The sequence below is a fragment of the Mesorhizobium sp. M1D.F.Ca.ET.043.01.1.1 genome, from assembly GCF_003952385.1.
In the GTDB taxonomy this organism is placed as follows: domain Bacteria; phylum Pseudomonadota; class Alphaproteobacteria; order Rhizobiales; family Rhizobiaceae; genus Mesorhizobium.
This window is the reverse complement of sequence record NZ_CP034444.1, coordinates 3,287,684-3,310,059: the sequence shown is the minus strand read 5'-3', so window position 1 is coordinate 3,310,059 and position 22,376 is coordinate 3,287,684. Positions and strand designations below refer to the sequence as shown.

Genomic DNA, 22,376 nt, shown 5'->3' with positions numbered 1-22,376 from the left:
GCGGCTTGGAAGACCGCCGCTCCCGATCCGAAACCTAGCCCCTCGCACCGTCCGGGATGTCGATGCCGAGCAGCGCCTGCAGCCCGAACAGGACCAGCAGCGAGGCCACGAACATGCCGGCAAACACCGCGGTGCCGACGGCGGCACCCTTGCCGATCGTCGCGTTGGTCATGCGCCAGGTCAGCACCATCGACAGCGCGAACAGAATGAGCGAGACCAGCCCGCTGATCTCGTCGGTCGGGGACAGGAACAGCCTCAGCAGCGCCGATGGCAGCATCAGCCAGGCGATGATCGCGGAGGCCCAGTTGGAGGCGACGACATAGTGGACGAAGCGTCCGCCGATGCCGGCGCGCGGCGCCACCAGCGCCAGCGCCACCAGCGGCAGCACCCAGGAGCCGATGTCGACGGTTGCCAGCCGGATCAGCATGCTGAGCCGCCCGGCGAATGCGTTCGGATCGCCAATCTCGTTGGCGATGCCGACCCAGCCGACGATCAGCGCCGGCAGTGCCACGACGATGGCGAAGAAGGAGTTCCAGAAACCGTCCGCCGAAAGGTCGAGCATGCGCAGACCGTCGGCCTTGCCGAACATCAGCCGCCAGGCCCCGGCCAGCGAAGCGAAGGTTTCGTCCGCGGAAAGCATGGTCACGTGAGACCTTTTCCGAACCAGTCCTCGATAAAACGCTCGTAGATGCGCGTCAGCGTCTCGAGATCGGCGACCGCCACGCGTTCATCCACCATGTGCATTGTCTTGCCGACCAACCCGAACTCGACCACCGGGCAAAAATCCTTGATGAAGCGCGCATCCGACGTGCCGCCGGAGGTCGAGAGCGCCGGCGTCCTGCCGACCACCGCTGCAACCGATGCGCTCAGCGTGTCGATCAGCTTGTCGTCGCGGGTGAGAAAGACATGGCTCGGCCGGTCACGCCAGACAAGCTCGTAGTCGACCGCGGTCGTCTTGCCGGGCCGGTATTTCTTGCGGCCGGCCGCCTGGTCAAGCCGGTTGTGGATCTCGGCCTGGATGGTCTCGGCATCCCAAGTGTCGTTGAAGCGGATGTTGAAGGTGGCCGTCGCCTTGGCCGGGATGACATTGGTCGCCGGGTTGCCGACATCGATCGATGTCACTTCAAGATTGGTCGGCTGGAAATCCTTCGTTCCCTTGTCGAACACCGGATGGAGCAACGCGTCAACCAGGCTGATGAGACCGCGCACCGGGTTGTCGGCAAGCTGCGGATAGGCGGCATGGCCCTGGCGTCCGTTGACGACGACGCTGCCGGAGAGCGAACCGCGCCGGCCGATCTTGATCATGTCGCCGAGCGCGTCCGGATTGGTCGGCTCGCCGACGATCGAGGCGTCCCATTTCTCGCCCTGGGCGGCCGCCCAGTCGAGCAGCTTTACCGTCCCGTTGATGGCCGGTCCTTCCTCGTCGCCGGTGATCAGCAGCGAGACCGAGCCCTTGGGACCGCCAGTCTTCTCGATATGGCGCGCCACCGCGGCAATGAAGCAGGCGATGCCGCCCTTCATGTCGACGGCGCCGCGGCCATACATCTCGCCATTGGCGATCTCGGCGGCAAAGGGCGGATGCGTCCAGGCCGCCTCATCGCCGACCGGCACGACGTCGGTGTGGCCGGCAAACATCAGATGCGGGCCATTGCCCGAGCGGCGCGCATAGAGGTTCTCGATGTCCGGCGTGCCATCCTCCGAGAACACCGGCCGCTCGACCGAGAAGCCGAGCGGCTTCAGCATGCCTTCCAGTGCCTGCAGCGCGCCGCCCTCGGCGGGCGTCACGGAAGGGCAGCGGATCAGGGCGGCAAGGTTCTGGGCGGGATCGGTCGGCAATTTCATGGGCAAAGCGATAGTCGAAAGCAACGGGCCTGTCACGGTCGGACATGGTGGGCGAACACGCCGCCGACATTATGGTTTTCATGTCGTATAGTTGCGGGCCAAGTCGGGACGATTGCATGGCCAATGCAGACAAAACCATCGCCGTCGCCGGTGCCGGCAGCATCGGCTGCTATGTCGGCGGCTGCTTGGCGCTCGCCGGGCGAAAGGTGGTCTTCCTGGGCCGTGGCCGCATCGTCGAGGCCATGCGCAAGGACGGGCTGCGGGTCAGCGATCTCGACGGCCGCGACCGCAGCATCGGGCCTGAGGCGCTTGCCGTCACCGATGATCCCGTGATGGCGCTGCGCAACGCGGACATCATTCTGGTGACGGTAAAGAGCGGCGCGACCGGGGAGATGGCGACGCTCATTGCGACCCATGCCCGCCCCGATGCCATCGTGGTCAGCCTGCAGAATGGCGTCGACAATCCGGACAAGCTGCGCGCCGCGCTTCCGGCGCATCGCGTGCTCGCCGGCATGGTGGCGTTCAATGTCGTGCAATCGCCGGACGGCGAGGTGCCGTTCAGCGTGCGCCGCGCCAGCGACGGCATGGTGATGATCGAGGATGCCGTGCCCGGCCTAGCCGCACTGCTCGATGTCGAAGGACTCGGCGTTGAAACCCACGCCGACATGAAGGCGGTGCAGTGGAGCAAGCTATTGATGAATCTCAACAATGCGCTGGTGGCGTTGTCCAACCTGCCGCTGGCGGCCGAGCTGGCCGACCGCAACTGGCGGGTTATCCTGGCGGGCCAGATCGAAGAGGCGCTGGCAGCCATGAAGGCCGCCGGCATCGAGCCGGCGCGTATCGCTGGCCCGCCGCCATGGCTGCTGCCGAAGGTGCTCAGACTGCCGGACTGGCTGTTCGGTCTCCTGGCGCGTCGGCTGCTGGCCATCGACCCCAGGGCGCGGGCCTCGATGTGGGACGATCTGAAGCGCGGCCGGCCGACGGAGATCGACGAACTGCAGGGCGCGATCCTGCGGCTCGCCGAAAAGACCGGCGTGCCCGTGCCCCTGACCAGGCGCGTCGCGGCGCTGGTGCGTCAGGCGGAAGCGGAAAAGCGCGGCCCGCCAGGCTTGCGCCCGGATGCCGTCAGCGGCGTTCCTCGATCAGCGTGATCTTCTGCCAGATCTTGCGCGACAGGTTGGAGGCCAGGTTTTCGATGTCGTTGACCCGTCGACGACCACGTCGTCATTGACCGACTGGGCGAACAGCGCCGCGATCTTGCCGGCGATCGACAGCATCTCCGAGCAATAGTCGAGATAGCGCGCGAGGTCGGCGGCGTTGGTGATGCGCGCCGGCGAATGCGCGGTCGGCTTGAAGTTGGCCGACAGCGTCGCTGGGTCCTTGGTCAGCTGGTGCATGTCGATGACATGGATCAGCGACCGGAGGCCATGCAGCTCGCGGAACACCTTCTAGCGCTTGATGCGCTCCTCGGCCCGCATCAGCGCCAGGAAGCCGACGACGGCGAGGATGAGCACGTTGAGGGCGGATTCGATGCCTTGCACCGACTGAACGGCGTCGCCGGGTCCGGAAAAGCGGCCGAGCGGCAGGATGGTGCCGACGAACAGGAAGATCAGCGCGCCGGCGACGACGGCGGCGACGATGACGCCGCGCAGCCACCAGATCGGCGCCTCCAGGGCCTTGGCCGATTGCGCCAGGTCGCGCGACAGCGACACCAGCTCGGCGGCGACGCCGCGCAGGCCGGCGTCCGGGAAGCGCTCGGCGACCCGCTCCTCAAGCCTTTCGGCGGTCTCGATGATCAGCTTCGGGTCGAGCGTGCGGTAGCGCATGGCGGCTGTTCAGCGGTCGGCAGGCGCATTCGTGCGGCTGCCGTAGCGATTGGATCCGGCCTGTCCCGGAAACAGGCAGAGCACCAGGAAGGCGACGATCGATACGACGGGCACGAACAGCACCAGCGCCGCGACGCCGGGCTTGTCGAGATCATGCAGCCGCTTCACCGCCAGCACGATGTTCGACCAAAGCGAGGCGAGGAAGGTCAGGAAGAAGACGAATGACCACATGTTGCTCTCGGCCGAGCCCTCCGGCACCAGCGTGAAGCGGTAGAGCGGAAAAGCCTGCGCTAGGGCCACCAGCAACCCGCCGAGGAAATAGGCCGCGCGGCTGACGCGGCCCGAGGTTTTGAAGAAGAGCCAGATGAAGTCTGCTTTTTCAGGCAAGCGGGTCCGGTCCGTATTGATTGGCGCCCCTGGTGCCTTCGAGGATGCCCAGTTCGATGAGCAGCCAGATGCCGCCGATGATGGGGATCAGGCCGATCAGTGTCCACCAGCCCGATTTGTTACGGTCGTGCCAGCGTTTGGCATAGAGAGCAATCGCGAAATAGATCGAGGCCAGCGTGACGAGGATGCCGATGACGCCGACCTGGGCGCCGCTGTTGGTGGTGAAACGCGTACCGAGGATCGAATCGAGAATGAACGCAACGATGGCGATGACGATGAATATACCGATGCCGGCCCAGAACTTGGCGCGGTTGATGCGGCCGTCGAAACTCGTCAGCAGATACTTCCAGTCCATGACGCCCCTCCGTATTGAAACCAGCGCGACCGAATGTCGCGCCGGCGGAAGGTGCGTCCGTTTCCGGAAAAGATCAATCGCGCAGCAATTCGTTGATAGACGTCTTGGAGCGGGTCCTGGCGTCGACGCGCTTGACGATGACGGCGCAGTAGAGGCTCGGCCCCGGCTCGCCATTGGGCAGCGGCTTGCCGGGCAGCGATCCGGCGACCACCACCGAATTCGCCGGCACCTCGCCGTAGAAGACCTCGCCGGTGGCGCGATCGACGATCTTGGTCGACTGTCCGATGAACACGCCCATGCCAAGCACCGAGCCTTCGCGCACGATGCAGCCCTCGACCACCTCGGAGCGGGCGCCGATGAAGCAATTGTCCTCGATGATGGTCGGGCCGGCCTGCATCGGCTCCAGCACGCCGCCGATGCCGACGCCGCCCGAAAGATGCACGTTCTTGCCGATCTGCGCGCAGGAGCCGACCGAGGCCCAGGTGTCGACCATGGTGCCGGTGTCGACATAGGCGCCGACATTGACGAAGGACGGCATCAGCACCGCGCCCGGCGCGACATAGGCCGAGCGGCGCACGACCGAGGACGGCACGGCGCGGAAGCCGGCCTTCTCGAAGTCTACGGCGCTCCAGCCGTCGAACTTCGACGGCACCTTGTCCCACCACACCGCCTGGCCCGGACCGCCCTTGATGATCTCCATCGGGTTCAGCCGGAAGGAGAGCAGCACCGCCTTCTTCAGCCACTGATTGACATGCCATTTGCCGTCGTCCTGGCGCTCGGCGACGCGGGCCACGCCGCGATCGAGCAGGTCGAGCGCCGACTGGATGGCGTCGCGCGTTTCGCCGCGCGTCGCGGTCGAAATCGTGTCGCGCTCCTCGAAGGCCTTCTCGATGGTGTTTTCGAGGCTCGCCAGATCGGGCTTCGACATGAAATTGCTCCATTACAAAGCTGTTAAGGGCTGCGCCTTAACCTGTTTTGAAATCGCGCGGACCCTATGTGAAGCCTTGATGGGGGTCAATCGCGGCTGCGTCATGGGACGGCGCAAGTAAGGGAATTAGGACGGTGGATTCGATGACACCCATGGAAAAGGCCGGCTGGACGCCACTGCCGCATTCGGACGAGGATCTGGAGCGGTCGAAAAGCGTGCCGGACACGCCGCAGACGCGGGCCGAGACCTATCGCCTGGCCTGGAATGATCCCGACTTCATGACGCGGCGCGAATTGCGCCCGGTGCGCCTCCAGCTCGAGCTCTTGAAGCCGGAGATGATCCTCGCCGAACGCGGCATCCGCTCGACCGTCATCCTGTTCGGCGGCGCCAGGCTGCCGGAGCCGGGCGGCGTCGCCTGGGCGGCGAAGAACGAGACGCAGAAGCAGAACCTCGAGCTGAACAGCAAATATTACGAGGAGGCGCGCAAGTTCGCCCGGCTCTGCTCGCAGCAGTCGGCCACGTCGTACTACCGCGAATTCGTCGTCGTCACCGGCGGCGGCCCCGGCGTCATGGAAGCCGGAAACCGCGGCGCCGACGATGTCGGCGCGCCGTCGATCGGCCTCAACATCGTGCTGCCGCACGAGCAGGCGCCGAACGCCTATGTGACGCCGGAGCTCTGCTTCAACTTCCACTATTTCGCGATCCGCAAGATGCATTTCGTCATGCGCGCCAAGGCTGTCGCCGTGTTCCCGGGCGGCTTCGGCACGATGGACGAATTCTTCGAGACGCTGACGTTGATCCAGACCGGGCGCATGGAGCGCGTGCCGGTGATCCTGTTCGGCAAAGCGTTCTGGCAAAGGGCGATCGACCTCGATTTCCTGGCCGAGCAGGGCACGATCTCGCCCGGCGACCAGGACATCATCGATTTCGTCGACACCGCCGACGAAGCCTGGGACATCGTCCGCCGCTTCTATAGTCTCTAAAGCCGCGGACCGCCGCTACACCAGCTCGGCCAGCCAGCCATTCGATTGCGCGAAGCGCACGATGGCCGCGCGGGAGTGGAGCTCCAGCTTGTCGGTAGCCCGGGTCCGGTAGGTTTCGATGGTCTTTATGCTGAGATTCAGCCGCGAGGATATCTCCTTGTTGCTGTAGCCGAGCGCGACCAGCTGGATCACCGACCGCTCCCGCTGGCTGAGATTCCCCGGATCGCATTGTGTGCCGTGACGGGGGCTCAAGATCCGCGCGGCAAGCGCCGGATCGACGTAATTGTCGCCGGCCAGCACGCATCGGATGGCCTGCAGCAGATCCGTCGCGGTCGACCGTTTGACCACGAAACCGCGCGCCCCGGCGGCCAGCACCTGGCGCAGGCAGCCGGGGTCCTCATGCGCCGTCAGCGCAATGCAGCCGAGTTCAGGGAACCGTTCGGCGAGCCGCTCGATCAACGTGACCCCGTTGACGCCGGGCAGCGAGATGTCGACCACGGCGACGTCGGGAAGGGTCTTGCCGATGCCCTCGAGGGCCTCGTCGGCATTCGCCGCCAGTCCGACGATCGTCAGATCGTCCTGGCTGTTGATCATCGCGCCCACGCCGGACAGGATGATCGGATGGTCGTCGACCACGAATATGCGCCTGCAGCACACCTTAACCTCCATCAGTCTGTCGAAGGACCCGTCACGCAGTGCGGCCCCCCTGTGCTTGATGGTCTAGGCAACTGCCCCGCCTGGCGCGGGACGCCCGTCTGTTTCAGCAAAGCCGCAACGCGGCCGCAACGGGTAAGCCATCCCCCGCCTGACCCATGCCGCGGATTGTAAGCCGCTGCCGACGATTTCGGATGTGGAACGCTTCACTTAGAGCAATTCCAGGAAAAGTGTGTAACGGTTTTCCGTCCGGAATTGCGTAAAAACAAATATTTAGAGCGGTTCGGAACGCCGACCCTTCTAGGGCATGACCCCGAACCGAAGCTCAGCGAAGGCAAAAAGTGGGGACCGGTTTTCGGAGAAGATCATACTCCAACAAAGGTTTGGATCAGGATGGCGATTCGACGAAACGATCATCCCGATCGGGCGCGTGCGGCAATTTGTCGGAGCGCTCAGTCGCTCAAGCGCACATCGGCATAGATGGCGGTCCCCTTGCCCCTGGCGGTTTCGACTGTCAGCTCGCCTCCGATCAAGGCAAGGCGCTCCTTCATCCCCGCAAGCCCCAGATGGTGGGGGCCGGGCGCGACGGTGCCGTCGAAGCCTTGGCCGTTGTCCTCGACCGCGAGCCGCAGTTTGTTGTCCCATATGTGGGCCGTAACGCTGACCCGGCCCGGCCGGGCATGCTTGCCGATGTTGGTGAGGGCTTCCTGCGCGATGCGATAAAGCGTCAGGGCGATTTCGGGCTCGAGCGGCCGCGCCAGGGCTTCGAGATCCACGTCGCCGGGGACGCCGAGCTGAGCGCACAGCATGCTGACCAGATCCTCGAGGCAGGCGCGAAGTCCGAGGCGATCGAGGTCCGCGGGCCGCAGGCTCCAGGCAGCGTCGTGCACCCGGGCGCTCAGCTGGTCGATCAATTGAGCGGCGCGCGCGAGGCGGGCATCGAGTTCCGCCGAGTCCGCGCGGATGCTGTGCAGTTCCAGCGCGACGCTCGCCAGCATCTGGCCCAGATCGTCGTGCAGCTCGCGTGACAGGCGCAGGCGCTGTTCCTCCTGCACGGCAATCAGGCGTCGCGCCAGTCGCCGGCGCCGGGCCCTGTCGTCCTTGCCTGTTGCGATACCCGCCTGCATCGACCCCTTCTGTTCTCTTTGCCGTCGCGGGGCGCAAGCCGTTCGGGGCCAACGAGAAAAGGCATGAATGTCCCGGCAATATACACCCGGCACAAGCCTCCATGCCTGTCAGTTTTTTCCCGATGCCTTCATTTTTTCCTGACAAGCGCCTCAGCTGAAAAACCGGCAGACCTTGCCGATCAGCCCCGATGTTTCGCCGCCTCTTCTGCGCGCATCCTTTTTGCGTGGTTCCGGTCATCTTGTGCTGGCCGGGATGTTCAACGCAAACCAAGGAGAACGTCATGAGGAAGATCATTCTGGCCGCGGCTGTCCTGTCGGCGCTGACTGGTACGGCATCCGCTGTCTCGATCGGCAGCGGGAACGGCAACGGCAACGGCAACGTCGGGGTCGGCAACGGCAACGGCAACGGCAATGCCAACACCGGCGCCTTCAACGGCAACTTCAACGGCAACGGCAATTTCGGTATCGGCAACGGCAACGGAAACGGCAATGCCAACATGGGCGCCTTCAACGGCAACTTCAACGGCAACCTCAATGCCGGCATCGCCAACGGCAACGGAAACGGCAACGGCAACTTCGGCCTCGGCAACGGCAACCTGAACGGCAACGCCAACTTCGGCCTGGGCAACGGCAATGCCAACGGCAACGGCAACTGGGGCGCCGGCAACGGCAACGGAAACGGCAACGGCAACCACTAGCCTCGCCACCTGTTAGCGTCGCCAACCACCGGCGTCGCCAATCACCAGCGTCGAAAGACGCTCACGCTTCTGGGATCGCCGAGCCTCGCGCCCGTCCCCCACGCCAGGCTATCGCGACATGTCGCCGGCGGTCCCAGTCCCTTTTCAATCGCGGCTATGGAAGGAGTTCGCTCATGAAACCCCGCGTCCTATTGGTGCTATGGCTGGGCCTGCTGAGCGCGACCGGCGCGAAGGCCGACGGCACGACAGGCAGCCAGGCCTTCAGCACGTCCCGGATCGCTCAAACCGCCGGTCAATACGGCCAGTATATCGGTTCGAATGTCAGGGGCATGGATCCGCTCGGCTTCTCGGGCGGCAATGTCGGCTACAAGAACACCGGCAGCGGCAATATCGGCGCCTTCAACAGCGGCAGCGGCAATGTCGGCGCCTTCAACGGCAACGAGAACACCTCGCCGACGAGCGGAAACCACAACATCGGCGCCTTCAACGGCAACGGCAACACCGGCGAATATGACGGCAACACCAATGTCGGCGCCTTCAACGGCAACTTCAACGGCGGCTCGTTCAACGGCAACGGCAATGCCGGCGCGTTCAACGGCAATTTCAACGGCCGGGGAAACCGCTGATGGGCGGGCCCGGACCATCCGCATCTGTCCGGCGTGGCGAAAAGCCGGCGCCGGCGCGGCCGCGCGACGGTAACGGCCTCGCGGTCTGCGCGCTGCTTGCCGCGATCGTGGCTGCCGACGCCTCGACGGTGGTCAGGATCGCCGATCTTCCCATCGGCCGCGGCTCCATCGACCACCGAGGTGTCGCGCTTGCCGGTCTCGGTCTGGGCGACGCCGTCGCCTCGAACGGCAAGTGGAACTCCGGCAATTTCAACGGCAACGGCAACCGCGGCAGCTTCAACGGCAACGGCAACATCGGTAATTTCAACGGCAACGGCAATGCCGGCAGCTTCAACGGCAATGGCAACGCGGGCAGCTTCAACGGCAACGCCAATTGCGGCAGCGGCTTCGGCAACGGGTTTTCGTCCGACGGCAACGGCAACGGGAAGCGCCGGGACACGCCCGAATGGTGCCGGTTCCTGAAAAACCTGAACGGCCAACTGGGCCTGCCGCCGGGCACGATCCCGGACTTCGACTAGTCACGCCTGCCGGCCGCGGGCGGCTGCCTTTCTAACGGCGTATCAGCAATCTGGGGTTGGTTCAGGCCGGGACTTCGACGATTGCCGTCAGGAAACTGGCGAGATCGTCGGTCACGAAATCGACGTCGTCCTCGTTGGCCGGGTCGCGCTCCCAGATCTCCGAGAAAGTCGGCTCGAAATTGCGCGGCACGACCAGCACCGTCGTCATGCCGAGCGATTTCGGCACCGAGAGGTTGCGTGCCAGATCCTCGAACATCACCGCGTTGTGGCCGGTGACGGAATGCAGCTCGGCGAACCTCTCATAGGTCTGGCGCGCCGGCTTGGGGTTGAGGCCCGCCGCGACGATGTCGAAGATGTCGTCGAAATGGTCCAATATGCCCAGCTGGCGCGCCGTGCGCTCCGCATGCCTGCGGTCGCCATTGGTGAAGATGAACTTGCGGCCCGGCAGCTGCCGGATCGCGGCGCCGAGCACCGGATCGGGCACCAGCCAGGAATAGTCGATGTCGTGCACCTTCTCGAGGAAGTCGTCGGGGTCGATGCCGTGGCGCGTCATCAGCCCGTTCAGCGTCGTGCCGTACTCCAGGTAGAGCTCTTTCTGCAGCTTGCGCGCCTCCTCGCGCGAGAGCGTCAGCAGCTCGCCGACATAGGCGGTCATCTTCACGTCGATCTGCGCGAACAGATTCGAATGGTGCGGATAGAGCGTGTTGTCGAGGTCGAACACCCAATCCGTGACATGGGCAAAACGGGCAGGGTCGGGGGTCGTTGTCATGGCCTCCTTATGGCATGCGGACGCCGACTTTATCCACAACTTATGCGCGTCGCGCATGGTGAAAATAGCCCCTCGCTTCAAATTTTAACCGTCCCGGAAAGGTCGCCTTCAGCGCTTGCTGGCACAGAGGCATTCCGTTGGGAGACAGCGATGAGTCGCATAATTTTGAAGTCCGCAGTCGTCGCGTTCGCTTCGGTCGCCGCCTCGCTCTTGCTGACGCTGGTTGTGGTCCCGGCGATGGGCTTTCCGGTCAGCCGCACCGTCTGGTTGACGGCCACGATTTGCCCTTTGATGCTCGCCTGGATCGCCAGCGCTGGCACCTTCTGGCAAAGCGACCGCCTGAAGAACGCGCATCGCGAGCTTGCCCGTGCGCATGCGCAGCTTGCCGCCGCCCACAGGCGCCTGTCGGAGAAGGCAAGCCGCGACGACATGACCGGGATGCTCAACCGCGAGACCTTCTTTGCCGCGCTCGACGGTTCCCGGCGCAAGACCGATCGCGGCGCCCTGCTGATCATCGATGCCGATCACTTCAAGACCATCAACGACAACTTCGGTCACCTGACCGGCGACGATGCATTGCTTCTGATCGCCGGCGCCATCGAGCGCGGCGTGCGCAGCGGCGACGTGCTCGGCCGCATCGGCGGCGAGGAGTTCGCCGCCTTCCTGATCGGCGCCACCGAGCCGGAGGCAAGGCGCGTGGCCGAGCGCATCCGCCGCGAGGTCGAACTGATCCGCTTCCGCCCCGTCGACGAGCGGACCGTGCCGTTGACCGTCTCGATCGGCGGCATCACCTGTGGCGAGAGCGCCACCGTGTCGGAGCTGATGCGCGCCGCCGACCGCAGGCTCTATGAGGCCAAGCATCGCGGCCGCAACCTGTCCATTCTCGATCACGACATTTCGGAAGCCGCCTGAGGTTCTGGGCGGGGTTGGCAATTGTTAACCTTCTGCAAATTCAACCGCGGCGATTGAGCGGTTGTAACGGGGTTTTCACCTAAACTTGGCACGGAATTAGCTTCCGAGCGGCATGTGTGCCGCCTGGGAACGGCATGCGCATCGAGCCCCTATCGAGAGACGTGTCATGAGCTATTTCATAAAGAGGATGTCGCGCCGCGTGATGCTGCAGGCGCTGATCGCGCTGCCCGCGCTGTCGCTGTTCCGCAACCAGTCCGCCGTCCCCGAGCCAAACGGGTTCGACCCTGACGAGATCGTGGAGGTCAATGGCTGGATCCTGAGGCGGAGCGATCTTGCATGATCTTCGACAGCTACGAGGCTTACAAGCAGGCGAGCTTCAAGCCCAAGGTCTGCATCCTCGGCTCCGGCCCCGCCGGCACCACGATCGCCAGGAAACTTGGCGCCGCCGGCATCCCGGTGGTTATCCTTGAGGCCGGCTCGCGCGAATTCAGCGACGAGTCGCAGGATTTCTATCGCGGCACCACGGTCGGCGACTACTATTTCGACCTCGACATCACCAGGCTGCGCTTCATGGGCGGCTCCTCCAACCACTGGGCAGGCTGGTGCCGCGTGCTCGACAAGCAGGACTTCGAGCCGAAGGCCTGGGCGCCGGACACCGCCTGGCCGATCAGCCGCGCCGATATCGAACCCCATCTGTCCGAGGTCCGCGACATTCTCGAACTGCCCGATTTCCGGCCGGATGTGCCGATTTCGGACGACATACGCTGGGTGCAGCTGATCAAGAGCGGCGCCGTGCGCTTCGGCGAGAAATTCGCCGACGAGCTCGACCGGAGCAGGAACATCGCCGTCGTGCTCAACACCTACGCGACCGAGCTCGCCGGCGACGGCAGGCGCGTCACCGGCGCCAGATTGTGGTCGAACGGCCAGGATGCCGGCGCCTTCGCGGCCGATTATTTCATCACCTGCACCGGCGGGCTGGAGAATTCCAGGCTGCTTCTGTGGTCGAACCAGCGCTCGAATGGCGGCGTCGTGCCGAACGCCGCCGCGCTCGGCCGCTACTGGATGGAGCACCCGACCTTCGAGGGCGGCAATGCCATCCTTGCCAGCTACGACGATTTCGAGGTCGACGCCTCAAACGAAGCCTTCTTCTCGCCGACGCTCGCCGCGATGGAGCGTCTGCAGATCCTGAATTTCGGCATCAGGCTGATCGAGATGCCTTACCCGCACGTCAAGCGGCTGATCGCGGACCTGGCCTGTACCGCGCCCGCCATGGCGGAATGGATGTCCGACCAGCTCAGCCAGCGCCTGCGTTGCGCCGCCCAGCTCTACGTCGCCTGGGAACAGGCGCCGCTCGCCTCGAACCAGATCGAGCTGTCGAAGACCGATGTCGACCGCGCCGGCGTGCCGCGCATCGAATTGCACTGGCAGAAGTCGCCGCTCGAGCGCCGCACGCTGCTCGAAGGCCTGAGGCTTTTCGGCACCACATTGGCGCAGAAGAATCTCGGCCGTGTGCGCATCGCCGACTGGATCAGCAATGGCGGCGACTACCCGACGAATGAGGAGACGGCCGGTCACCACCACATGGGCGGCACCCGCATGGGCACCGATGTCCTGAAGAGCGTCGTCGACGCCAACTGCAAGGTGCATGGCATGGACAACCTCTATGTCGGCGGCTCCTCCGTGTTCTGCACCTCCGGACAGTGTAATCCGACGACCACCATCACCGCGCTCGCCTGCCGGCTGGGGGATCATCTCAGCAAGGTGATCACGGTCTGAACGGCGAAAGGCAGCGACGCCGGCGCCGGGGAACGGCAACCGGCGCCGCCTTGGCACGCCTTTTGCGGAAATGGCGACTCGCTACAGTCCGTACACGGCGACGCGCACCAGCACGGCCGCGGCGGCAAGCGCCACCAGCAGAATGCCGAGGCCGATGGGCGAGCCCCAGCCATACCATTCCATCGCCAGCTTGGCGTATCTGTACTCCTCGTCGTTCGAGAGCGGGGTGCGCTGTTGAATCATGCTCATTGTTCACTCCTTGTCGCCGACTTTGCCCTTGCCGTGCAAAGGCCGGTGTCGCATATTGATACGATAGTCTGAATGTTAGACAGATTGATAGTTAGATGATCAAAATAAATTCGTCAAGCACGGATCGCGCTGAAATGACAGCGGCTGTCAGCCTCGCCGTCATGCGCTGGCAGGACGCGACGCAGGCCTATGACGAGGCGGTGGGCGCGCGGCTCGGACTGATCGCGGCCGAGCGGCATTGTCTGGGCCTGCTTTACGCCGGACCGCAATCGGCGGGCGCCGTGGCCACGGCAACGGGACTGACGCCGGCGGCCGTGACGGCGTTGATCGACCGCCTGGAGGCGCGTGGGCTCGTCACCCGGACCCGCAGCCTGGAGGACAGGCGCAAGGTGGTGATCGAGGCGACCGAACTGACCAGAGAGCTGTCGGAACGTTATTATGGCGCGATCGCGCGGGAGGGCGAGAAGGTGGTGGCGAGCTTCAGCGATGCTGAGCTTGCGACCGTGCTGCGCTTCATCAACGCCGCGCTCGAGCTGCAGAGCGAGCAGTTGGCGAGGCTCAAGGCTGAGCCGGCTTCGGCTGGCTGACGCCGGCGCGACCGGGAACGAACCAGAGCGGTTCGGCCGCTTTGTCGGCGACCGAACCGCTCTGACACCCGGCTGGGCGAAAGCCGGACCCTTGAGCGCGCTCTAGACCGTGGCCGGGTCGAGCGCCGGCTGGCCCTTGAACCGCTTGACGATGCCGGCAAGGTCGCCGCCGGCGAATGCGTCGCGCAGCGCGTCGAAGGACGGCAGCACGAAATAGGCGCGCTGGAACTTGTCGATCTCGTAACCGGTGCGCATCACCGTCTCGAGGTCGAACGGCACGTGGTGGGCGTCCTTGCTCTCGACCGCGAACTGCAGCTCGGTGAAGGACGACATCAGCCCGGCGCCGAAGGCTTTCACCGGCTGGCCGGCTTCCTGGATGAGGCCGTATTCGGCGCTGTACCAGTAGAGCCGGGTGATCATCTCGTCGCCGCCGAGCTCGATCATGTCCTCGGCCTTCTCACCGTACATCTGCATGAAATCGGCGAACACCGGCTGCGTCAGGATCGGCACATGGCCGAAGAAGTCGTGGAACATGTCCGGCTCGACGATGTAGTCGAGCTCCTTGCGGCTGCGCAGCCAGTTGGTGACGGGGAAACGGCGGTTGGCGAGATGGTCGAAGAAGGGGCCCGCGGGGATCAGCCCGGGCACCGCCACGATCTCCCAGCCGGTCGCCTTGCGCAGCTTCTCGCTGACGGCGTCGAAATCCGGAATCCGGTCGAGCAGCCCAAGCGCCGAGACGCCATCGAGATAGGAACGGTGCGCGAGCTTGCGCGTCAGCTTCGTCTGGCGGTCGCAGAGCGTGCGCCATACCGCCTGCTCCTCGGCCGAATACTCGTAGCCCTGCGCCACGGTGAAGTCGGCGCGGCACACCGAATAGTCGCCGCGAAGGCCTTGCGCCGCGCATTCGCGGGCATAGTCGGCAACGCTGATCGTCATCTATTCCTCCTCAAAAATCGTGATCCTCGGGTCGTGACGTCATCGTAGCCGCGACCGGCGAGGCAATTCAGCCTTGTTTGTAGCCGTGCGACGGATTTCGAGGTAAACTTCGCTCGATTTTAGATGCGTAGGAGTGAAAATGCCTCAGTTGGATGAGTTCGAAATAAGAATGCTCGACATCCTGCAGCGCGACGGGCGCAAGGCCGTGTCGGAGATCGCGCAGGAGATCGGCTTGTCGACCACGCCTTGCGCGCGCCGCTTCGAGGCGCTGCAGGGCGCCGGCATCATCAAGGGCTTTGCTGCCGTGCTCAGCCGGCGCGCGCTCGGCCTGACGGTCGAGGTGTTCATCCAGGTCCGCCTGGTGAGCCACAGCGACGGCTCGCCGGAAAACTTCATCGCCGCCGTGCAGCGCATGGACGAGGTCTCGTCCTGCTGGACGATGACCGGCGACCACGATTTCCTGCTGCATGTGATGGTGCCGTCGGTGGACGATCTCAACGCCTTCGTCATGCACCGGCTGATGCGGCTGCCCGGCGTGCGCGACGTCCATACCCAGCTCGTGCTGCAGAATATCAAGGGACCGGGCCACGTGCCGCTCAGCCATTTGCGCTGATAGATCGTGCTCGAACAGAAGTCTGGGCTATTTCCCAGGATCAGTCGAAGTTATGGCTGAACAATCCCAAGAAAAGGCACGATTGGTGATTTTCGGCAGCCTCGATGCTGTGCGCGTCTTCTCTTGCAGTCCGGAGGATGTGCGAACATGCATTACCCGGTAATTCGAGATTGCTGTATGGAGCCATTGCCGGGACGCCAGGCCGGAATGTTTGCACGATCCGTTTACCGCCGGTTAGCAACATTAGTGTCTTATAATGGATCAGGCTTGCCTTCGCCCTTCCGCAAGGACTTGACGGATTTCGCTTGCTCGAACCGTTCATGCGGAGGACGATCGCAAAGGAGCGTTGCATGCAGTTGACGGAGGATGTGGCTCGAAGGGTCACCGAAGCGATTTCACGTCCGTCGTGGAAATCAGCCGATCCGACGCTCTATGCGATGCTGCTGCAGAAGAATGCGGACCAGAATCGCAAGGTCGTGCGCTGGGGCATAGCGGCGGCCGTGTTGAGCTACATATCCTACGGCGCCTTCGACTTGTTCCTTTTCCCGGACGTCGCGGACCGTTTGATCCTGACGCGGCTGTCGTTGGGGCTGACCTTCCTGGTGCTTGTCGAACTCGTTGCCCGACGCGGTTTTGCCATCACCACACTGCACTACGTGGCTGCCCTGGCGATCGTGGCGGGCGCGATCGGGTGGCTGCTGTCGGCGCTCGGCACGTCGCATCAGGAGGCGCTGTCTCACTTCATCATCTTCGGCACGGTGTTCATCCTTGGCGCCAACCTTTTCTTCAATTTCCGGCTATGGCTCTCGGCGCTGTCGTCCGCGACCGTAACAGTCGCCTTCACCGGCGCCACGCTGTTCGTGCTTCAAGCCGACCTAGCCGCCCGCCTGGTGCTTGCGACCTATTTCGCCAATTGCCTTGTTTTGTCGCTCTATCTTTCATGGCGTCTCAGCATGGAGCGGTACCATACCTTCGTGCATGCGCTTCAGGCGCAGATCCAGGAGCAGGTCGCCATCGAGAACGGTCAAAAGCTCATCGAGATCGCGGATACGGACCCGCTTACCGGGCTCAAGAACCGCAGGGCAATCACGCGCGAATTCGCGGAGCTGTGCAAGGAATGGGCCAGGGACAATGACGAAATAGGCGTCATCCTCATGGATGTGGACTACTTCAAGCGGTTCAACGACCGGCTCGGCCATCAGGCCGGCGACGACTGCCTTATCGAGCTTGCCCGCGCCTTCGACGAGACGGCGGCGTCCAACCACGCCATCGCGGGGCGCTATGGCGGCGAGGAATTCGTCGTGCTCTGCAAGGTCGCCGGACAGGATCATCTGCGCGAGGTGACCCACCAATTCTGCCGGGCCGTCGAGGATCTGAAAATCTCCCACCCCGACCGGGACGACAAACTCAACATCGTGACGATCAGCGCCGGCGCCTCGTTGACCCGCGCCGATCAAAGCATAGAGCTTCGCATCCTGCTGCAGGAGGCCGATCGCGCGCTCTATGCTTCCAAGTTCTCGGGTCGCGCGACCTTCACGATCTATGACGCGCAGGCCATCGACCAGAAGCGCGCCAGCCAGAATCTCTCGGAACTGCTCAAGCATGCCGTTTCGGAAGGACTTGTCTCCGTTGTCTATCAGCCGATCTGCGATGCGACGTCCGGCCAAGTGCTTGGCCATGAATCGCTGATGCGGCTGCGCGACTTCGACGGCAGCGTGATCAGCCCGTCGGTGTTCATACCCGTCGCCGAGCAGACCGGCGGGATCGAGGAGCTTGGGCTGTGGCTGATCGATCGGGCCTGCGGCGACATGGTCGAGCATGGGTTGGGGGCGGTCGTGTCCGCCAACGTATCGGTCGTCCAGCTCAAGGCTCCGAATTTCCCGCTGCACATCACCGAGATCCTTGGCCGGCACGGCATGGCGCCGCATAAGCTGGCGCTGGAGGTCACCGAGGGCAGCGATATTTCCCTGGAGGCGCAGGCGGCCAGAAGCATCGAGCAGCTTCGGGCCCTTGGCGTGCAAATCTGGCTGGATGATTTCGGAACCGGATTTGCCGGTTTGGCGTGGCTGCGCCGTTTCAAGTTCGACGTCGTCAAGGTCGACCGGAGTTTCCTGCACGACTGCCAGACGGTTCGCGGCCTGAGCCTGCTGCAGGACATGGTCCGGCTTCTGCGCAACCTGGGCCACACGGTCCTTGTCGAGGGTGTCGAGACGAAAGAGCAGCAGAATTTGCTGCAGCATATGGGCATTCAGTCGGTCCAGGGCTTCCTCACCGGGCGCCCCGTTCCGATCGAAGAGATTCAGCAGGCCAGGCGGGACCTGGTCGCCTGAAGCGCGTCGCGATCTTTCGGTTTCGCTCCATGCGCTTTAGAGCGGGTCAGCGATTCATGGATTCGCCGAACCGCTCTAAGTATTTGTTTTTACGCAATTCCGGACGGAAAACCGTTACACGCTTTTCCTGGAATTGCTCTAGGTTTTTGATTTTACGCATGTCTTTGTCCCGAAACCGGTTTCCACTTTCGGGAGACATGCTTCAAGCCGGGCCGCCGCACGGCCCGACTTGAAATCAAAATGGATTGTGAGGCGGCTCCACTGCCGCCTTAAGCCGGCGCCCCGAGATCCCCGCGCTTGCGGATCTTGCCGTAGACGATGTTCCTGTTCGATCCGTAGTAGACCTCGGCGTCGGCGTGGTTCTTGTCCACCGCGGCATTGATGATGTCCCACATGTCGCTCGCCGAACGCAGGATGAGCGGCCAGTCCATGAAGGTCTCCATGTAGCCGTCGGTCGTGATCTCGTCGCTGAAATTGGCGAACAGGAATTCGCCGTCCGGCTTGACCAGTTCCATGGCCCGCTGAAGCAGGCGCGCGCCGACGGGCAGCGGCAGGTAATCGTACAGGCCGGACGCATAGACGAGATCGAACGTGCCGAGCGGGTAGGCGCGCCGCAGCAGGCCGCGCACGGACCCGTCCATGGCTTCCACGACCGTGCCGGCGAGGTCGCGGTTGACCGTGCCGACGCTAACCGGGTCCTGGTCGAGGCCGATCCAGCGCTTCAGTCTTTTGCCGGCCAGCGCCTTCGAGAGCTCGGCTTCCCGCAAATGGCCGCAAGCGATTGCCAGCACCTCGGCATTTTCCACCCGCGCAGCCGTCTCGTCGACCGTTTTGGCCAGTATCTCGCGGCGCTCGCGCCCCGCCATCGAGCTTGCCGCCTCGCTCGTATAGGCAAAGATCTCGCGGCCAAGGTCGCTCGATGACGCCACGATCTCGTCGGCGCTCGGATGCTTGTAGTAGATGTCCAACAGCGTCGCGTCGCCCGAATAGCCGCGCGGCTTCTCGAAGGACCAGCGCGTGAACGGATCCTGTCTCAGATATGCAGCCACGCGGTGCTGCTGGGCCAGCGGGATCAGTTCCTGCCACAGGTCCGGAGCGACGTCGCGGCGCAATTCGTGCAGTCGACCCGCCAGGCGTTCGACGATTTGCCCTGCAGGCTCCTGGCGCGTGAAAGCCTGGTGGGCGAGGTCCAGCACGAGGGCGAGCTGGGCCGCCCGCGCCTTGAGCTCGACGGCGTCGACGGTCTCCGCGGACGCCGCCTTGTGCTTCTTGATCAATGTCGACGTGATGAGGCTTGCTTCATCGATTTTCAAGTCCGGATTGAGCGCCATATGGCCATTCCCTTGTGGTCCCCCGGCGACAATTATAGATGCACAGAGTTTTAATAAAAGTTTAGGAGAGGCTGCATTAGTTATAGCTAAAGTACGATCATCCGAAGGTTTCGACCGCCGAGAGCCACGGCGCCGTCGACCTAGGCGATGCGTACGACCTCAACGCCTTCGTGTTGCATTGGCGGACGCGTCTTCGCGGCATGCGCGAGGTTAACTGCGCGCCGGTCAAATCTGTGGCAAAGCTGCGCGAAACTGCTGGACCGCGCCAAGGCGGCTTCGACTTCGGCGAAGACGACCTGCGGACCGACGCAACGGAGGTCCGCCGCGTCCGTCATCGAAGACGCGCGTGCCAAGCGAAAGAAAATTGGCTGGAACCGTTACGGCACGATCAGCGTGCCGGCGCCGTGCTCGGTGAAGAGTTCGAGCAGCACCGAATGCGGCGTCTTGCCGTTGAGGATGACGACGCCTTCGACGCCGCGCTCGATCGCCTCGATGCAGGTCTCGACCTTCGGGATCATGCCGCCCGACACGGTGCCGTCCTTGATCAGCGCCCTGGCCTCGGCGACCGTCAGCTCGTCGATCAGCTTCTTGTTCTTGTCGAGCACGCCGGGCACGTCGGTGAGGAACAAGAGGCGCGAGGCGCGGCAGGCGCCGGCGATCGCCCCGGCAAAGGTGTCGGCGTTGATGTTGTAGGTATGGCCGTCGCGGCCCGGCGCTACCGGCGCCAGCACCGGGATCATCTCCGAGCGCGCGAGCAGATCGAGCAGCGTGCGGTCGACCTCGACGGGCTCGCCTACGAAGCCGAGATCGAGCACCCGCTCGATGTTGGAATCCGGGTCAATCATCGTCTTGCGCGCCTTTTCGGCGAACACCATGTTGCCGTCCTTGCCGCAGAGCCCGATCGCCCATTCGCCCTCGGCGTTGATCAGCGCCACGATCTCCTTGTTGATCGAGCCGGCCAGCACCATCTCGACGATCTCGACCGTCTTCTGGTCGGTGACGCGCAGGCCGCCCTCGAATTTGGATTCGATGCCCATCTTGTTGAGCATGGCGCCGATCTGCGGTCCGCCGCCATGCACGACGATCGGGTTGACGCCCGATTGCTTCAACAGCGCGATGTCGCGGGCGAAGGCCTTGCCGAGCTCGTTGTCGCCCATGGCATGGCCGCCATACTTCACCACCACGGTCTTGTTCTCGTAGCGCTGCATGTAGGGCAGCGCCCTGGAGAGCAGCGCGGCCTGCATTTCGGCGGTGGCGGCGATGTCCGTCATCGGTATCGATCCCAGCTGGCGTGAATGGCGGCGTCTTAGCGGGAATTGCCGCAGGCCGCAAACGGCTTTGCTGTCACAATTACGAAATCAGCCGGGCGCCTTGAGCGGCGCCCGCCGCTTGAGCCACCCCGAAATCTTCTCCATCTGCGCGGCGAAGGACAAAAGCGTCTCCTCGTCGCCGGGCCGCCCGGCGGCCTGGATGCCGAGCGGCAGGCCGGCTTCGGTGACATGCACCGGCATTGCGATCGAGGGCTGGCCGCTGACATTGTGGATCGCCGGCCAGTGGGTGAACCACAGGCTCTTGTCCATCAGCTGGCCGAAAAATGATTTGATCTTGAGCAGCCCGGTGAGGTGCAATTTGTCGAGCAGGTTTTCGACGAGCTCGTCGGCGCCCTTAGGGTCCATCGCGCCGCAGGCGAGCGGCGGGTGGGCGATGATCGGCATCAGCACGGCATCGAAGCGCGCGGTCTCTTCGATCATCCGTCGCGAGGTGGCGTTGAGACGCTGTACCGCGTCATAGACTTCGCCCGCGGACAGCATTTCGCCGAGGCGGCCGAGCACGCGCGTCGCGCGCTCGACCTCGCCGCTGACGGGGCGGCCGACGCGCACCGCTTCGGCCCGCATCATGCCTGCGACCGCCAAGGCGACGCTCCGGCAGAAATCGGCGATGAAGTCGCGGCCGATATAGGGCAGGCCAATCTCCTCCACCGTGTGCCCGCCCTCGCGCGCCAGCGCCACTGCCGTGTCGAGCGCTTGAAGCGTCTCGGCCGAGATCGGCAGGCCGAGCGGCGACCTGCGGTAGACGGCGAGGCTGAGCTTGCCCGGATCGCGCGCCGCGGCGGCGGCAAATGAGCCTTTCGGTGCCCGTGCCGCATAGGGCGACAATGGATCGGCGCCGTGCGTCAGGTCGAGCAGAAGCGCCGTGTCGCGCACCGAGCGGCTGACGGCGTGGTCGACGACCATGCCGTACCAGCTCTCGCTGACAAACGGCGTCAGCGGCACGCGGCCGCGCGACGTCTTCAATCCAACGAGGCCGCTGCAGGCCGAAGGCACGCGGATCGAGCCGCCGCCGTCGGAGGCATGCGCGGCCGGCACCACGCCCGCCGCCACAAGCGCCGCCGATCCGCCCGACGAGCCGCCGCTGGTGTGGCCGGTATTCCAGGGGTTGCGGGTGATGCCGAAGCGGGCCGATTCCGTCATCAGCCGCAGCCCGTGCTCGGGCGAGGTGCTGGTGGCGATCGGGATCAAGCCCGCTGCCAGATAACGCTCGACCATCACCGAGTTGTAATCCGCCGTGAAGGCCGGGATGCGGCTGCCGCCATGGATCGGCACGCCCTTGATGCCGATGCCGAGATCCTTCAGCGCGAAAGGCACGCCGGCAAGCGGCAGGTTGCGGTCGACCGCTTTCGCCCGGGCCCTGGCGGCGTCGTAGAGCGGCGTGGCAATGGCGTTGATGTCGGGCCTTGTCGCCTCGGCGCGCGCGATCGCCGCGTCGACCAGTTCCTGCGGCGAGATCTCCCCGTTGCGCACAAGCTCGGCAAGTCCGGTCGCATCCTGTTCCCAAAGCACGCGTTCGATCGACATGCCGCTCCCCTCTTTTGGCGAAGGCTATCGCATGAAGCCGCAAATCGAAATCGGGAATCGACAGACCAACGGCC

26 protein-coding genes are annotated in these 22,376 nt (G+C 64.3%); 11 read left to right on the top strand and 15 right to left on the bottom strand.

Annotation, left to right across the window (positions count from 1 at the left end):
- Positions 1 to 34: 34 nt before the first annotated feature.
- Together EJ067_RS16055 and dapE are read right to left on the bottom strand one after the other, a co-directional pair.
- The gene (locus EJ067_RS16055) at positions 35 to 640 is read right to left on the bottom strand and encodes a transporter (RefSeq protein WP_126089638.1); all 606 of its coding nucleotides are present in this window, start codon (positions 638 to 640) and stop codon (positions 35 to 37) included.
- A 2-nt stretch (positions 641 to 642) separates the two neighbouring features.
- Positions 643 to 1,842, bottom strand: coding sequence for a succinyl-diaminopimelate desuccinylase (gene dapE, locus EJ067_RS16050; RefSeq protein ID WP_126086609.1), 1,200 nt, complete (start codon positions 1,840 to 1,842; stop codon positions 643 to 645).
- Positions 1,843 to 1,958: 116 nt separating this feature from the next.
- Here dapE and EJ067_RS16045 point away from each other — a divergent pair, with 116 nt between their 5' ends.
- On the top strand, positions 1,959 to 2,993 hold the full coding sequence (locus EJ067_RS16045; RefSeq protein WP_126086608.1) for a 2-dehydropantoate 2-reductase: 1,035 nt from the start codon (positions 1,959 to 1,961) through the stop codon (positions 2,991 to 2,993).
- Here EJ067_RS16045 and EJ067_RS35820 read toward each other — a convergent pair.
- From EJ067_RS35820 to dapD, 5 genes are all read right to left on the bottom strand, one after another.
- Entirely contained in the window at positions 2,985 to 3,287 is a 303-nt protein-coding gene (locus EJ067_RS35820; RefSeq protein WP_348639538.1) for a hypothetical protein, read from the bottom strand. The two genes, EJ067_RS16045 and EJ067_RS35820, sit on opposite strands and share 9 nt — an antisense overlap.
- Before the next feature lie 3 nt (positions 3,288 to 3,290).
- Complete coding sequence (locus tag EJ067_RS35815; RefSeq protein ID WP_348639537.1) at positions 3,291 to 3,668, bottom strand: hypothetical protein; 378 nt, start codon at positions 3,666 to 3,668, stop codon at positions 3,291 to 3,293.
- A 9-nt stretch (positions 3,669 to 3,677) separates the two neighbouring features.
- On the bottom strand, positions 3,678 to 4,055 hold the full coding sequence (locus EJ067_RS16035; protein WP_126086607.1) for a DUF805 domain-containing protein: 378 nt from the start codon (positions 4,053 to 4,055) through the stop codon (positions 3,678 to 3,680).
- Positions 4,048 to 4,410 carry a DUF805 domain-containing protein gene (locus EJ067_RS16030; RefSeq protein ID WP_126086606.1) on the bottom strand — a complete coding sequence of 121 codons (363 nt, stop codon included), beginning with the start codon at positions 4,408 to 4,410 and terminating at the stop codon, positions 4,048 to 4,050. Before EJ067_RS16030 ends, EJ067_RS16035 begins: the two co-directional genes overlap by 8 nt.
- Before the next feature lie 73 nt (positions 4,411 to 4,483).
- Positions 4,484 to 5,338, bottom strand: a complete 855-nt coding sequence (gene dapD / locus EJ067_RS16025) for a 2,3,4,5-tetrahydropyridine-2,6-dicarboxylate N-succinyltransferase (RefSeq protein ID WP_126086605.1) — start codon at positions 5,336 to 5,338, stop codon at positions 4,484 to 4,486.
- Between the two features lie 143 nt (positions 5,339 to 5,481).
- Between dapD and EJ067_RS16020 the strand changes: the two genes are divergently transcribed.
- Positions 5,482 to 6,321: an LOG family protein gene (locus EJ067_RS16020; RefSeq protein ID WP_126086604.1), complete on the top strand. Its 840-nt coding sequence runs from the start codon at positions 5,482 to 5,484 to the stop codon at positions 6,319 to 6,321.
- 15 nt (positions 6,322 to 6,336) lie between these two features.
- On the opposite strand, the gene EJ067_RS16015 is transcribed toward EJ067_RS16020, so the two are convergent.
- Together EJ067_RS16015 and EJ067_RS16010 are read right to left on the bottom strand one after the other, a co-directional pair.
- Positions 6,337 to 6,957, bottom strand: a complete 621-nt coding sequence (locus EJ067_RS16015) for a response regulator transcription factor (protein ID WP_245468275.1) — start codon at positions 6,955 to 6,957, stop codon at positions 6,337 to 6,339.
- Positions 6,958 to 7,427: 470 nt separating this feature from the next.
- Positions 7,428 to 8,102 carry a sensor histidine kinase gene (locus EJ067_RS16010; RefSeq protein WP_126086602.1) on the bottom strand — a complete coding sequence of 225 codons (675 nt, stop codon included), beginning with the start codon at positions 8,100 to 8,102 and terminating at the stop codon, positions 7,428 to 7,430.
- Between the two features lie 281 nt (positions 8,103 to 8,383).
- On the opposite strand from EJ067_RS16010, the gene EJ067_RS16005 reads away from it, so the two are divergent.
- The 3 genes from EJ067_RS16005 (at position 8,384) to EJ067_RS15995 (ending at position 9,944) form a co-directional block, all read left to right on the top strand.
- Positions 8,384 to 8,800 (top strand): hypothetical protein, encoded by a 417-nt coding sequence (locus tag EJ067_RS16005; protein ID WP_189394111.1) that lies wholly within the window; start codon positions 8,384 to 8,386, stop codon positions 8,798 to 8,800.
- A gap of 173 nt (positions 8,801 to 8,973) precedes the next feature.
- The gene (locus tag EJ067_RS16000; RefSeq protein ID WP_126086601.1) at positions 8,974 to 9,426 is read left to right on the top strand and encodes a hypothetical protein; all 453 of its coding nucleotides are present in this window, start codon (positions 8,974 to 8,976) and stop codon (positions 9,424 to 9,426) included.
- A complete protein-coding gene (locus tag EJ067_RS15995) occupies positions 9,426 to 9,944 on the top strand; it encodes a hypothetical protein (RefSeq protein ID WP_126086600.1) in 519 nt (172 codons plus the stop codon). The genes EJ067_RS16000 and EJ067_RS15995 overlap by 1 nt, the downstream gene beginning before the upstream one ends.
- Positions 9,945 to 10,005: 61 nt before the next feature.
- On the opposite strand, the gene EJ067_RS15990 is transcribed toward EJ067_RS15995, so the two are convergent.
- On the bottom strand, positions 10,006 to 10,713 hold the full coding sequence (locus EJ067_RS15990; RefSeq protein WP_126086599.1) for a pyrimidine 5'-nucleotidase: 708 nt from the start codon (positions 10,711 to 10,713) through the stop codon (positions 10,006 to 10,008).
- Between the two features lie 150 nt (positions 10,714 to 10,863).
- On the opposite strand from EJ067_RS15990, the gene EJ067_RS15985 reads away from it, so the two are divergent.
- From EJ067_RS15985 to EJ067_RS15980, 3 genes are all read left to right on the top strand, one after another.
- Positions 10,864 to 11,625, top strand: a complete 762-nt coding sequence (locus tag EJ067_RS15985) for a GGDEF domain-containing protein (protein WP_126086598.1) — start codon at positions 10,864 to 10,866, stop codon at positions 11,623 to 11,625.
- Between the two features lie 166 nt (positions 11,626 to 11,791).
- A complete protein-coding gene (locus tag EJ067_RS34595) occupies positions 11,792 to 11,965 on the top strand; it encodes a hypothetical protein (protein WP_168247429.1) in 174 nt (57 codons plus the stop codon).
- Positions 11,962 to 13,401: a GMC family oxidoreductase gene (locus EJ067_RS15980; protein WP_126086597.1), complete on the top strand. Its 1,440-nt coding sequence runs from the start codon at positions 11,962 to 11,964 to the stop codon at positions 13,399 to 13,401. Before EJ067_RS34595 ends, EJ067_RS15980 begins: the two co-directional genes overlap by 4 nt.
- An 81-nt stretch (positions 13,402 to 13,482) precedes the next feature.
- Here the strand turns inward: EJ067_RS15980 and EJ067_RS34590 are convergent, their stop codons facing one another.
- Positions 13,483 to 13,650 carry a hypothetical protein gene (locus EJ067_RS34590; RefSeq protein WP_189510642.1) on the bottom strand — a complete coding sequence of 56 codons (168 nt, stop codon included), beginning with the start codon at positions 13,648 to 13,650 and terminating at the stop codon, positions 13,483 to 13,485.
- Between the two features lie 95 nt (positions 13,651 to 13,745).
- Between EJ067_RS34590 and EJ067_RS15975 the strand changes: the two genes are divergently transcribed.
- Positions 13,746 to 14,237, top strand: a complete 492-nt coding sequence (locus tag EJ067_RS15975) for a MarR family transcriptional regulator (RefSeq protein ID WP_126086596.1) — start codon at positions 13,746 to 13,748, stop codon at positions 14,235 to 14,237.
- Between the two features lie 102 nt (positions 14,238 to 14,339).
- Here the strand turns inward: EJ067_RS15975 and phhA are convergent, their stop codons facing one another.
- On the bottom strand, positions 14,340 to 15,173 hold the full coding sequence (gene phhA, locus EJ067_RS15970) for a phenylalanine 4-monooxygenase (RefSeq protein ID WP_126086595.1): 834 nt from the start codon (positions 15,171 to 15,173) through the stop codon (positions 14,340 to 14,342).
- 139 nt (positions 15,174 to 15,312) lie between these two features.
- Between phhA and EJ067_RS15965 the strand changes: the two genes are divergently transcribed.
- Complete coding sequence (locus EJ067_RS15965; protein ID WP_126086594.1) at positions 15,313 to 15,786, top strand: Lrp/AsnC family transcriptional regulator; 474 nt, start codon at positions 15,313 to 15,315, stop codon at positions 15,784 to 15,786.
- A 350-nt stretch (positions 15,787 to 16,136) separates the two neighbouring features.
- Entirely contained in the window at positions 16,137 to 18,116 is a 1,980-nt protein-coding gene (locus EJ067_RS15960) for a GGDEF and EAL domain-containing protein (protein WP_126086593.1), read from the top strand.
- Positions 18,117 to 18,385: 269 nt separating this feature from the next.
- On the opposite strand, the gene EJ067_RS15955 is transcribed toward EJ067_RS15960, so the two are convergent.
- The 3 genes from EJ067_RS15955 to EJ067_RS15945 all read right to left on the bottom strand — a co-directional run bounded on the left by EJ067_RS15955 (position 18,386) and on the right by EJ067_RS15945 (position 22,302).
- The gene (locus EJ067_RS15955; RefSeq protein ID WP_126086592.1) at positions 18,386 to 19,447 is read right to left on the bottom strand and encodes a class I SAM-dependent methyltransferase; all 1,062 of its coding nucleotides are present in this window, start codon (positions 19,445 to 19,447) and stop codon (positions 18,386 to 18,388) included.
- Positions 19,448 to 19,824: 377 nt separating this feature from the next.
- Complete coding sequence (gene argB, locus EJ067_RS15950; RefSeq protein WP_126086591.1) at positions 19,825 to 20,718, bottom strand: acetylglutamate kinase; 894 nt, start codon at positions 20,716 to 20,718, stop codon at positions 19,825 to 19,827.
- 87 nt (positions 20,719 to 20,805) lie between these two features.
- A complete protein-coding gene (locus EJ067_RS15945; RefSeq protein ID WP_126086590.1) occupies positions 20,806 to 22,302 on the bottom strand; it encodes an amidase in 1,497 nt (498 codons plus the stop codon).
- Positions 22,303 to 22,376 lie beyond the last annotated feature (74 nt).